The sequence below is a fragment of the uncultured Boseongicola sp. genome, assembly GCF_937988555.1.
Lineage (GTDB): Bacteria > Pseudomonadota > Alphaproteobacteria > Rhodobacterales > Rhodobacteraceae > Boseongicola.
Window position 1 is genome coordinate 1 of sequence record NZ_CALJXO010000211.1, and the last position, 12,291, is coordinate 12,291.

A 12,291-nucleotide genomic window follows, 5' to 3' on the forward strand; every position below is an offset into this window, starting at 1 on the left:
TTTTACAAAGACAACGTCATAAAATGGATCGTGCCTTATGATCCCGGTGGCGGATATGACGAATACAGCCGTATCCTCATCCCGTATTTTGAGAAATATACCGGTGCACGCGTTGATATAGTAAACATGCCCGGCTCAGGCGGCATGAAGGGCGCGGTTGAGATTTTCAATTCGCCTTCTGACGGTCGCACCGTCGGGATCATCAACGGATCGGCAATGGTGACAAACCAACTCGCCGAAATCGAAGGCGCCAACTACAAAGTGGGCGACTACAATTTTCTTGGTCGCATGGTCGCTGACCGGCGTGTGATGGTTGCTGGCGCAGCGTCAGGGATCAAGACATTTGATGATCTAATGAATAACGGCAAAACGGACATCGTCGGCGCGACGGGCCTTGGCGGATCTACTTATGTGGATGCCGTGATAACAGGCGATGTGCTTGAGGTTGACCAAAGGGTTGTCCATGGCTTTGACCGTTCGGGAGATATCCGCACGGCGATGTTGCGCGGAGATGTTCAGGCAATGTGGGGCTCGCTTGGTTCCGCCATCAAGGGCATCAAAAGCGGCGACCACACACTAATTCTGCACGGCGTTAAGAACCCAACGGGTATCCTTGCAGATGTACCTTCAATCTATGATATTGCTATGAAGATGGAAGGCGGCGACCGTCGGGTCCAGATTCTGGAGAGCTGGGATGCATTGTCGGCCGTAGGTCGCCCTGTTGCAGCCCCTCCGGGCGTACCAGAAGATCGTCTGGCCTTTTTGCGCGATGCTTTTGCAAAGGCCATGAACGATCCTGAGTTTGTTGCAATGGCGAGTGAGAATGATCGTGACTTGTCTTACGCGTCGGGCGAAGACATGGCCCGTATCGCCAAGGCTGCAACGGAGCTTGATGCTGATATTGAGGCTCTTTTCGTGGCGGCTATTCGCGGCGAAATCTGAAAACTCCGATCGAAATAAGCGCTTCCCGCCGGATAACCGGCGGGAACAACTTTTGGGGCGGGGCATCCAAACATGACGATCATTGAAGGCATGATGAGCGGTTTCTCGCAATCCGTCAGCCTCGAAGTTTTTCCGTATCTTTTTGTAGGTTCTATTTTCGGTCTGATCATTGGTGTGATCCCTGGACTGTCCGGCCATTTCGCAATGGCGATGGCCGTGACATTTCTCTATACGATGGAGCCCGCACCCGGCATTGCCTTCCTCTTGGGAGCCCATGCGACGGTGGCCCAGGGCGGCGGCCTGACGGCCATTCTTTTCTCGACGCCTGGCACTGGACAGAACGCAGCGACCTTACTGGACGGCCCACCTATGCGGGACAAGGGCGAAGCTGGTATAGCGGTCGGTGCCGCGATGGCAGCGTGTTTTCTTGGTGCCACGTTCGGTGCGCTTGTTCTGGGACTTTTGATCCCGGTACTGCGTGAGGTTGTGCTTTTCTTTGGTCCGCCTGAGGTATTTATCCTGGCATTCCTTGCTCTGACCTTCGTTGCCGTGCTCGGCAAAGAGGATATGACTCGGAGCCTGATTGCCGCCCTTCTAGGTCTCCTTTTGGCGATGATCGGCGTCGATAACGTGACCAATACATTCCGCTTTACAATGAATATTGATGCTCTGGGCGATGGCTTAAACCTTGTTCCTGTTATCCTCGGGCTGTTCGCCGTCGCTGAAATGATCGACCTTTGGGTACGCGGTGGAACGCTTGCGAGAGATGTGCCCAAAGCCCTTTCAGCGCGCGAAACACAGGCGCAGATTTTCCAGGGTATTGGGCTTGCTTTCAAAAACTGGTGGCTGGTCATGCGCTGTTCGGCCATCGGAACCGGTATGGGTCTTATTCCCGGCCTTGGCTCTGCGCCGGCATCGTTTGTGGCCTATGGGCATGCAAAACAATCATCGCCTGACAAAGACACATTCGGGAAAGGCAACGTCAAAGGCGTTATCGGCCCGGAAGCAGCGAATGATGCCGTGGAGGGCGGAGCACTGGCGTCGACATTGGCCTTTGGTATTCCCGGATCATCGTCGATGGCTATCTTGTTGTCAGGTCTGTTCATCCTTGGTCTTGATACAGGCCCGCAAATGCTGAACCAGAACGTCGATATTGTTTTCGTCATGATTTTCACAATCATTATCGGGAATTTTATTGGCACGTTGGTTGGAATGTTTCTTGTGAACCCGCTGTCGCGTGCCACGTCTATTCGCGCTTCGGTCATGGTACCGGTCCTGATGGCGGTCATTGCGACAGGCGCGTTTGCAGGTGATCGGGCGATCTTTGACATCAGTATTGCGATTGTCTTTGGCATCTTTGGCTATGCGATGAAGGTGTTGAACTATTCGCGCTCAGCCCTCCTGATCGGATTTGTGCTTGGCTTTGCGGTCGAAAAGAACCTCTATCTTGCGCTTTTGCTGGATGGGCCGCTCTTTGTGCTTCAACCGATCCCAATGATGCTCGCAATGATCACGGTTCTATTTCTTGGCTGGAACATCTACACGATTGTACGCGACCGCAAGCCGAGGATTTCAAAATGAGCCTGCACACATCGCAAAACGATCGGGACGATGACGCGACGCATAAAGAGCGTAAAGGCAATTACTTTGCGCTGGAGGTGTGTTTTCTTGCCTTTGTGGGCATTATTGCTGTCATCGCTTTCTTAGAAGCGTTCAGCTACAAAATCGTGTCTTCACGCACGCCATTTGTGATCATGGTGCCTTTGTTGATTTTGATTGCCGTGCAGGCATTGCGGCTTTGGGGGGCTCGGTCTGAATTTGATCCAGTCGCACGAATTTCGACCGCGCTTCGCGGTGGTAATGCGAACCTGAACAAGGTTGTCAGCTTTTCTGGGTGGTTGCTGGCTCTATTAGTGATCATAACAGTGTTGGGCCACTATGTAGGCATGTTCCTGTTTTGCGCAATCCTGATGAAATTTGCAGGCGGCGAGAGCTGGAAAGTTACCCTCACTGTTGCAGCTGGTACGACGCTTTTCATCTTCGGCGTCTTCGAGCTGATCTTTAACATCGACCTTTATCGCGGGCTCGTGTTGCGCTGGTTCCAGGGCTACCGTGATTTCTAACTGCCTTTGGTGGCTCGTTTTGCAGCAGTCTCGCGGCCTTGGCGCGGGTCGATCCAAACATCGATCAGGTAAGGTCTACCTTCCCGGAGCGCGGCAACTCCAGTGGCCATGGCTTTCTCTAGGGCTTTATGGGTTTTGACCGGCCCGTCAGCTTGGACGCCCTGCGCGCGCGCCATCTGCGCGATATCAGGTGCGGGATCATCCAAACGTTGTCCGACCCAGGCATTGGCCGGGTTTCGCCCACGGTGTTGGGCGACACTTTCTTGGTGCAGCTCGTCGTTGAAATAGGACCGGTTGTTTCCGATCACGAACAGCACTGGCAAGTTATATTTGGCCGCCGTCCAAAGCGCTGTCACTCCCATCAGTGTGTCACCGTCACCCAGTGTTGCAACCACCAAACGGCCCGAATCCTTCAAAGCCAGCGCCGCACCAACTGCAAGACCCGGTCCGCTGCCAATGCCTCCGCCGCCATCTTTGCCCAGAAAGTCCATCGAATTCTGTTGCGGCCACAGGTCATGTGGCCAACTGCGCGCCAGCGCCGGGAAGGTCACGGGCGTATCCCCAGCTTCATGCTTCAAGGCTGTCGCGATATCGCGAAATGTCAGGCTGTCGCTCTCTGCGGCCGTTGGCGCCGATGGTTTCGGCGCTTGAGGCGCTGCCTTCTTGACGGCCCCGAGGGCATCCAGCAAGTCTTCGGCCAAAGGATCACCGGGGCAATTGAATTCGATATCAACGGCTGGCAATCCAAAGTGTTCTTGACCAAACCCGCGGTGCAACTGCATCTCATCGCCGGCATGTATAACGGTGGCTTTCGTGCCCGACTGCCCAAAGGCCTGCAACAAAATACCCCCAAGATCGACCCAGCCTAAGCTGAGAATCGCATCTGCTTGCCGCAAGGCTTCGCCCACTGCAGAGGATAATTTATTGATCGGAGCACCCACATGGTTTGGATGATCCGTTGGCACCATCGTACCAACCTTCAGATCAGACACCATCAGAGCGCCAGTACGTTCTGCCAAAGCAACCCGCACTTGCATCGCCGCGTCGGTCCGCTTGCCGCGCCCCATCAAGATCACAGGGCTTTTGGCGCCCTGCAGGACCTCTGCAGCCTGCGCCAACAAGCCTGCGTCTGGTCGCGGCGCTGATAGGGGCGCATGCCTCGCGAGGTCCGGCCAATTTACCGTTTGCTCGACAGGAGCTTCCTGCCATCCGGCGTCCAGATTGATATAGACTGGGGCCATCGGGCTTGTGTTGGTGATTTTCCAACCACGCGCCATCGCTTCGGGCAAGGCTACGGCAGAGCCGGGTTGGTCGTCCCATTTGGTAAAGGATCGAATTAAAGCACCTTGATCCTGCGTGCTATGCAACCAGTCGATCCAAGGCCTGCGCTGTGATGCATCCACCGGCCCAGTTGCCCCAAGGATCATCATCGGGGCGCGGTCGGCCCACGCGTTGAAGATTGCCATAGAGCCATGCATCAACCCAACATTCGAATGTAGCGCAACCGCCATCGCCTTCCCCGTGACTTTGGCATAGCCATGCGCGATTGCGACCGCATGCTCTTCGTGTAGGCACAGCAGCATCTCGGGCTGTTCATTGCCAAGGTGGTTAACGAGACTGTCGTGAAAGCCGCGATAGCTGGCGCCGGGGGTCAGTGCGATCCATGGGATCTCGAGCCGTCGCAACATTTGCGCCGCGACGTCCGACCCCCAACCAACGGTTTCGTCCAATTTTCCTTCGACTGGCTCTGACTTAGTTGTCGGCCCAAGACCGCCTCCATTCGCCATGTCTGACCTCCCTGACACAAGCAGCACTCCTCTGACGGTACGCACCAGTTTAAGACTCTGTCAAAATCCGAAATTCAAAATAAGTCCTCGAAAGATAGATGTTCTTTTATATGGAACTCCATTCCACATTGATTGACGGCATCGATTGCCTGCGACATGCTTACCCAAAACTATAGCGTGGATAGGGAGGCACAAGATGCCGCATGATCTGGACGAAAGTGTTCACTGGCACGAGCCGACGCGCGGACAGCGCGCCGGGTATGGAAAATTTGACCAACCACAATCTGACTATGACAAGTTCATGGAATCTGAAGAGATTCCTGTCTTTCGTGGTATCGGCATCAAGTCAGTCTTTGACCTAGAGCTGGCGGATTGGTCTCGCATGGGCGGGCGCGGGAGCTACATTCAGCTCTACGGCACAGAAGGTAAATGGGGACAGTACGTCGTCGAAGTACCGGGTGCCGGCGCGCTAAATGTTGAAAAACACCTTTACGAGGAAATCTTCCTTGTCGCCTCTGGCCGCGGCACAACAGAGGTTTGGCTTGAAGAAGGCGGAGAAAAACACGTTTTTGAGTGGCAAAAGGGGTCGCTGTTTTCGATTCCAGTGAATGCCTACCACCGGATTGTGAATGCCACAGGAGAGCCTGCGCTTTTGATTGGCGGGACGACAGCGCCTAACTTAATGAACTTACTGGGCGACACTGATCTGATCTTCAATTGCCCATATAAAATGACAAGCCGGTTCTCGGGCACAGATGATTTCTACAAATACAAAGAAGACCTTGAGCCTGACCCGATCCGAGGTCTTGCGATGCGACGCACCAACCTCGTGCCCGATGTCATCAATTGTGATCTGCCACTCGACAACCGCCGCTCACCGGGTTGGCGTCGAGTAGAACCCTTCATGACTGGCAACAAATTCTATCTCTGGCTTGGTCAGCATGAGACTGGGAAATACTCCAAGGGCCATGCACATACCTCAGCTGCAGTGCTGATCTGCATCAAGGGTAAAGGCTACACCTATACTTGGCCCGAACGAGCAGGCGAGACGCCGTGGGAAGATGGCAAAGGCGATCTGGTCCAGCGCGTTGACTATGAGCAATTTGGCATGGTCACGGCGGCACCGGGAGGCGAGCGTTGGTATCACCAGCATTTCAACTCTTCGCAAGAACCCTTCCGTCTAACCGCTTGGTTCGGACCGAACCACCCTACCATTGTCACGGGCCTTCCGCCGGGCGCCAAGCAGATCGACTATACCGCGATGGATGTGACCGAGGGTGGCACTTCGATTCCATACTGGATGGAAGATAAAAGGCTGCGCAGTGAGTTTGAAAAGCTGATCGGGGCCAACGGCGGCAATAGCCGCATGGATCCGAGCCTTTACGATAAGCCAGAAGTCCAGTGAACAAGTCGATGCACCCAGACGAAACAGATGATGGTGGGCGCATCCACTTTTCGAGCGCCGGCCGCTCGCTGATCGAGGAGGACCAGATAGAACTGACAAGCGTCGGCGTTGATATCGGGTCCTCCACCTCGCACCTTTTGGTCTCGACCATCATGCTCGAACGGATGGACACCCGATATGTCGTTACCGGCCGCAAGGTTCAATTTGAATCTGAGATCTTGTTAACGCCCTATGCCGATGGAAATACCATTGATGCCGAGGCGTTGGCAGCCTTTATCGAAGCGCAATACGCCGCTGCAGGGCTTTCATCCGAGGATATCGACACCGGTGCGCTGATCTTAACTGGCGTAGCCGCGCGACGTACGAACGCGCGCGCCATCGGCGAGATATTCGCAGCCCAAGCCGGCAAATTCGTAGCTGTAAGTGCGGGCGACGCGCTAGAAACACTTATGGCGGCCCATGGCTCTGGTGCTGTGGCACTGTCAGAGCGGTTGGGAACAGTTCTCAACATCGACGTTGGCGGAGGCACAACCAAGATTGCATTGTGCCGTGATGGAGACATCATCTCACGCACGGCGCTTGATGCCGGTGCGCGTCTAATTGTGACCGATGCCGACGGTCGGATTACACGGTTGGAACCTTTCGGCGCGCGGTATCTCTCCGACGTTGACGCAGAAATCGGGTTGGGTGACGTGCTACCCGCCGACATCCGCAACAAAATAGCCAAGCAGATGGCCGCCGCGATCATTTCTGCCGCCCGTGGCGAAGAAGTTTCTGACTTTATGCGCCTTGCGCCGCTGGCCGAGGCTCCCACTTCCGGACAGATCGTTTTTTCCGGCGGCGTGTCAGAATTCTTGGACTGGAGCGGCGGAAATACAGACGATCTTGGACCAGAACTAGCGCTTGCCCTGGCTTCTTTAGTAAAAGAGCATGCATTTCAGGTCTCGCCTGCGCGTCAAGGCATCCGTGCGACAGTCGTGGGCGCGTCGCAATATACTGTGCAAGTCTCTGGTTCGACAATCTACCTTGATCCAGATGACACATTGCCCCTCCGCAACCTCGCGGTCATCGCACCGACGGTCGTGCTGGGCGATGAGATCGACGCACAGGAGGTCGCGGCAGCAATCAAGGACGCCCTCGCCCGCCTTGATTTGCAGGACGGCGAAACGCCGGTTGCGGTCGCCGTGCCATGGACCGGTTCAGCGAGTTACGCCCGCCTTCGCGCTTTGGGCAATGGCCTTGTCACCGGCCTCACCACCATTCTTGAGAAAGGGCATCCGCTGGTGATTGTCAGTGAAGGTGACATCGGTGGTCTGATCGGCATGCAGTGCCGAAGCGAAGAGAATTGCCCCGGCGCTATCGTTTCCATTGACGGAATAGCACTATCAGAATTCGATTTCATCGATATTGGCGAGGTGTTGCGCTCCACCGGTGCCACACCAGTCGTTGTTAAATCGCTTTTGTTCCCGACGGAGCACTAATGAAAGAGACACCCCAAGCCCCACGCATGGTCACATCGATCTGGCCCGCCGTGCTGCTGTTGGCTTTCGCAGTAGTGATGTTCTTGATCGCGCGCGGATATTCAGCGACATCTGCGCGATTTCCGGCAATGGTCGCGGGCGCGATGATCGTTTTAGCGGTGTTCGATGTCTGGAGCCGCTCAAAGATTCCTGGCGCTCAGGTTGTCGAAACCTTCGGCGGGACCGGCTTTCGCCAACGCGAAATGATGCATAACCCAACCTTTGCCAATCAGGCTGAATGTTTGGGTTGGATTGCTGGTGCATTCGCAATGATGGCGACAGTTGGCATTCTTGCTGCCTCTCCGATCTTTTGTGCAGCGTACGCGCGTTTACGGGGTAAACTTACGCTTGCAGTCTCTGCTGGTGTGGGGATTGGCGTGCTGATCTTTCAGTTCGCGGTGTTTGAATGGGCACTCAATTACGAACTCTACCGAGGCCTATTCTTTACGAAGGGTGGCGTTAACGCTTGGTGACGACGCCAAAAAACATAGGGAGGAAGTAAAAAATGAAGAAGATACTAGTAACAGGGGCGACTGCTATTGCGCTCACGGTTGGTGGGGCCGCACAGGCGGAATTCCCAACGGACGACAACATCACATTCGTAATCCCCTACAGCCCAGGCGGGGGTTTTGACACTATTGTGCGTCAATTCGCGCCAGCATTGGAAACCGCGATGGGAACAACCGTTGTACCAGAGAATATCTCAGGCGCTGGCGGCGCGCGTGGCGGACAGGCCGTTCACCGGTCCGATCCTGATGGCTATACAATCGGTATCTACAACATCCCCGGCCTGACTGTGAACGAAGTCACGGGGCGCGATCAAGGCTTCAAACTTGATGAAGTCACATGGATCGCAAACCTTGCTGTCGCAACTTATGGGCTTGCAGTGGCAGTCGACAGCGGCATCAATTCAGTCGAAGATCTTTGTGCGATGGGGCAACCCACAAAGCTTTCGGACACAGGTGCTACATCAACGGCATCTGTCACGACACGGATCACCTTCGGTATCCTTGAGTGTGATATTGTTGATGTTACCGGCTATGCGGGTTCCAACGACGCAATGATCGCTGTAATCAGCGGTGAAGTGAATGCGACCATCAAGCCAATCAGCTCGCTTGCAAAATACCTTGATGGCAGCGGAACCGGCGATCTGAAGTTGATCCTAACCCTAACCGAAGATGAGGCTGTAACCGGCGTCCCCTCGGCTACAGATATTGGACATCCAGAATTAGCCAAGTTCACGCTGAACCGTGTCATCGGTGGCCCTCCTGGCATGCCAACTGAGGTCGTCGCCGCTATTGAAGAAGGTTTGCGCGCAGCGTCAGAAGACCCATCTGTTACCTCTTGGGCTGATGGCGCTGGCATTAGTTTGGCCTTCATGGGCGCCGCCGCAACTGCCTCTATGATGGATGATCTCAGTTCATTCTACGAGCAGTACAAAGACCTCGCAGCAACGGCTGAATAATAGATGTTGCGCGCCGCCATTTCCGGCGGCGCGTACCCCAACTGGATTTTGTCATGGGTTTAGACGCGCTTTTTGAAGCCTTCCTTGCCGTCCTGAACGGGGGGAGCCTGCTTTTTTTGATGGCTGGTGTTTTGCTTGGCCTCACTTTTGGTGTGATCCCGGGGCTGGGTGGCACAACCGCACTCGCCCTTCTAATACCGGTGACCTATACGTTGCAGCCGCTTGATGCGATGTATCTGGCGGGCGGCGTTATGGGGGCCACGTCCTTTGGCGGATCTATATCCGCGATCCTTTTAAACACGCCCGGCACGGCACCTAATGCGGCAACGACATTCGATGGCTATCCACTTGCCCGACAGGGCAAAGCCGGGCTCGCCATTGGTGCGTCTGCGACTGCCTCCGCCCTAGGAGGGTTGATCGGTCTTTTTACCCTACTTCTATTCATTCCTGTGGCACGTGAAGTTGTTCTGAGCTTCGGCTCGTCTGAGTTTTTCCTGCTGACCATCCTTGGCCTCGCAGCTATTGCTGTTTCGGTCAAAGGTAAGCTTTTGCGCGGGTTGATTGCGGCCTGTATCGGTTTGTTGCTCGCGTTCACTGGAGCGAACCAGTTCACCGGCGAAACCCGCTTTACTGGCGGAATGAATTATCTATGGGACGGTATTCCTTTGGTCCCTGCCCTGACCGGGTTATTCGCCATAAGTCAAATGATCGAGCTTGCGCTCAAGGGTGGATCGGTGGCGGATGAAGAAACCCGCTCCGCGGCCGAGAATATGAAGATCACAGGCGTCGGCGAAGGTATACTCGCGGTTTTCAAACACTGGCCAGTCCTATTGCGCGGGTCCCTAATCGGTACGGTCATTGGCGCCATCCCCGGGCTAGGCGGTACAGTGGCTTCGTTTCTGAGCTATTCATCAACAGCACAAACTGCCAAAGACCGCGACACCTTTGGCAAAGGCAACATCAAAGGCGTCATCGCACCAGAAGCGGCCAACAATGCAAAAGATGGCGGCTCGCTCATTCCGACGGTGGCCTTCGGCATTCCCGGAAGCGCAGAGACTGCCGTGTTCCTTGGCATACTTGTGCTGCACGGGATCGAACCAGGTCCCCAAATCCTGCTGCAAAACGAGCGAGAGATTTATGGCTTGATCGTCGCGCTTACGGTTTCGGCGATTGGTGCGTCCGTACTCGGCCTCATCTTTGCGCGCTTCCTTGTGCTGATTACTCGGATTGATGTGAACATCGTTGTGCCGGTGGTGGTGACGCTGTCACTGACAGGCGTTTATGTCCTCGAAGGACGTATGGCCGACGTCGCCGTCGCAACGATTATCGGGATATTCGGCTATCTGATGATCCGCTTTGACTATCCTCGACTGACGTTGGTCATCGCCTTCGTTCTGGGCGAAATCGCAGAGCGGTCCTATCATCAGGTACGCCTCATTTCCGACGGTAACGTTCTGGAGTATATGCTCGGCCGTCCGATTTCTGTCATTTTGATTGTTGCGACTATTGTGACGTTCTTCTTACCCGCCATGCGCAAAATACCATGGCGCCGTCTGACCGGGAGCGCATCGTGAACGAATTTGAGCGCTGGGAAAGTCGCTTTGCGACCGAAGACTATGTGTTTGGCACTACGCCCAATACCTTTCTTCAACAACAGGCCGGGCAATTTCCGGCAGGCGCCAAAGCGCTCTCGATCGCGGATGGCGAAGGCCGCAACGGGGTCTGGTTGGCAGAATGTGGCTTGCAGGTTACCGCGCAAGATTTCTCGCCCATCGCACAAGATAAAGCACGCAAGTTAGCAGAAAAACGTGGCGTAGCGTTGTCTTTTGAACTGTCTGACCTCACAGAGCGGACGTGGGAGAAAGACTGCTACGACGTAGTCGTCGGTATCTTCTTTCAATTCCTGCCCCCTTCAGAACGCGCTAGTGTTTTTGAAGGCATACGCCGGACGATTAGACCGGGTGGCCTTGTCCTGATCGAAGGCTACGGACCAAAGCAGCTAGACTATGGCACCGGCGGCCCCAAGAAATTAGAAAACCTCTACACAGAAGAGCTGCTACGCAAAGCCTTCGCCGGCTTCGCGGAACTCAGCGTCAAAGCCTATGATGCGGATGTATCAGAAGGCGAGGGCCATTGCGGCCGCTCTGCCCTTGTGGATTTGATTGGACGAAAATAGCTTTTAAGGGGCCTCGATGACAACAGCGGTCTCATGAGGCAAAATCTTGTATGTCTTGATCGCAACGAGACAAGGAGGCGCCACGACCTCTCCGTCGCGGATATCAAATTTTCCTTGGTGGAAGTCACACTCGATTACGTGACCTTCAAGATAGCCCTCTGACAATTCACCCGGTCCGTGGGTACAGGCGTTGTCGGTCACATAGAATGTGCCTTCGACCTGGTAAACGGCCAGCTCCAAATCGCCATGGTCAACGCGGATAACTTCGCCATCGGGCACATCGTCCTTGGCACAGATTTCGATCTGATTATTCGCTTCGGTCATTGTCACCCCTGTCTTTCTTCATCGCATAGCCCGCTAAATTTAACGCAGGACCAGTCAAGGGAAACCCGTCGATCCGAACGCGTCCCGCATAGAAGAATGTTGTTCTGCAAAACTTGTTTTTGGACGGGTCTGCGTGAAATAATGGGGCATGGATGATAAAAAAGACACCCCCGAAGCCGAGGCTGAAATTGGCCCCGCAGGATATTACCACAGCCAGAAGGACCGCATTTTTGTGCGCGCCATCCAAGGCGAATATAACCTGCAATGGGAGCTGGACCGTGTGCGGGCCATGCCCCGGGTCCGTAAAGCCAAAGACATCAAATTCGTGGATGGCCCGCAGGCCTATTCACGCCACTATGTGGAACCAAAGGACGGGATCAGCCAGCTGTTCCACCTGCACTTGGAAGAATATGGGCCTGGTGGCAAAAGCCAAAAGCACGGGCATGTAAATGAGGCCGCCTTCTATATCCTTGATGGTGAGGGATACGAAATCCACGACGATATTCGCTATGACTGGAAGGCAGGAGATGTGGCCATCGTTCACAACAA

General features: G+C 54.8%; 12 protein-coding genes. 10 read left to right on the top strand and 2 right to left on the bottom strand.

Annotated features, from left to right (window positions below; translation table 11 throughout):
• The 3 genes from Q1B15_RS12630 to Q1B15_RS12640 all read left to right on the top strand — a co-directional run.
• Positions 1–942, top strand: a 942-nt coding sequence (locus Q1B15_RS12630; protein WP_299754087.1) for a tripartite tricarboxylate transporter substrate-binding protein, incomplete at its 5' end; no start/stop codon positions are given.
• A 72-nt stretch (positions 943–1,014) separates the two neighbouring features.
• Complete coding sequence (locus tag Q1B15_RS12635; RefSeq protein ID WP_299754088.1) at positions 1,015–2,523, top strand: tripartite tricarboxylate transporter permease; 1,509 nt, start codon at positions 1,015–1,017, stop codon at positions 2,521–2,523.
• Complete coding sequence (locus Q1B15_RS12640) at positions 2,520–3,065, top strand: tripartite tricarboxylate transporter TctB family protein (RefSeq protein ID WP_299754089.1); 546 nt, start codon at positions 2,520–2,522, stop codon at positions 3,063–3,065. Before Q1B15_RS12635 ends, Q1B15_RS12640 begins: the two co-directional genes overlap by 4 nt.
• On the opposite strand, the gene Q1B15_RS12645 is transcribed toward Q1B15_RS12640, so the two are convergent.
• Entirely contained in the window at positions 3,062–4,852 is a 1,791-nt protein-coding gene (locus tag Q1B15_RS12645) for a thiamine pyrophosphate-binding protein (RefSeq protein ID WP_299754090.1), read from the bottom strand. The genes Q1B15_RS12640 and Q1B15_RS12645 overlap by 4 nt on opposite strands.
• A gap of 196 nt (positions 4,853–5,048) precedes the next feature.
• Here Q1B15_RS12645 and Q1B15_RS12650 point away from each other — a divergent pair, with 196 nt between their 5' ends.
• The 6 genes from Q1B15_RS12650 to Q1B15_RS12675 are packed head-to-tail and all read left to right on the top strand — an operon-like array spanning position 5,049 to position 11,418.
• On the top strand, positions 5,049–6,257 hold the full coding sequence (locus tag Q1B15_RS12650) for a cupin domain-containing protein (RefSeq protein WP_299754091.1): 1,209 nt from the start codon (positions 5,049–5,051) through the stop codon (positions 6,255–6,257).
• Positions 6,258–6,265: 8 nt separating this feature from the next.
• The gene (locus Q1B15_RS12655) at positions 6,266–7,738 is read left to right on the top strand and encodes an ethanolamine ammonia-lyase reactivating factor EutA (RefSeq protein ID WP_299754092.1); all 1,473 of its coding nucleotides are present in this window, start codon (positions 6,266–6,268) and stop codon (positions 7,736–7,738) included.
• Positions 7,738–8,250: a tripartite tricarboxylate transporter TctB family protein gene (locus Q1B15_RS12660; protein WP_299754093.1), complete on the top strand. Its 513-nt coding sequence runs from the start codon at positions 7,738–7,740 to the stop codon at positions 8,248–8,250. The genes Q1B15_RS12655 and Q1B15_RS12660 overlap by 1 nt, the downstream gene beginning before the upstream one ends.
• Positions 8,251–8,282: 32 nt before the next feature.
• Positions 8,283–9,242: a tripartite tricarboxylate transporter substrate-binding protein gene (locus tag Q1B15_RS12665; RefSeq protein ID WP_299754094.1), complete on the top strand. Its 960-nt coding sequence runs from the start codon at positions 8,283–8,285 to the stop codon at positions 9,240–9,242.
• A 53-nt stretch (positions 9,243–9,295) separates the two neighbouring features.
• On the top strand, positions 9,296–10,816 hold the full coding sequence (locus tag Q1B15_RS12670; protein WP_299754095.1) for a tripartite tricarboxylate transporter permease: 1,521 nt from the start codon (positions 9,296–9,298) through the stop codon (positions 10,814–10,816).
• Positions 10,813–11,418, top strand: coding sequence for a class I SAM-dependent methyltransferase (locus tag Q1B15_RS12675; protein WP_299754096.1), 606 nt, complete (start codon positions 10,813–10,815; stop codon positions 11,416–11,418). The genes Q1B15_RS12670 and Q1B15_RS12675 overlap by 4 nt, the downstream gene beginning before the upstream one ends.
• A 3-nt stretch (positions 11,419–11,421) precedes the next feature.
• Here Q1B15_RS12675 and Q1B15_RS12680 read toward each other — a convergent pair whose 3' ends face one another.
• Positions 11,422–11,742 (bottom strand): non-heme iron oxygenase ferredoxin subunit, encoded by a 321-nt coding sequence (locus tag Q1B15_RS12680; protein WP_299754097.1) that lies wholly within the window; start codon positions 11,740–11,742, stop codon positions 11,422–11,424.
• A gap of 148 nt (positions 11,743–11,890) precedes the next feature.
• Between Q1B15_RS12680 and Q1B15_RS12685 the strand changes: the two genes are divergently transcribed.
• On the top strand, positions 11,891–12,291 hold a 401-nt coding region (locus tag Q1B15_RS12685), incomplete at its 3' end, for a cupin domain-containing protein (protein ID WP_299754098.1).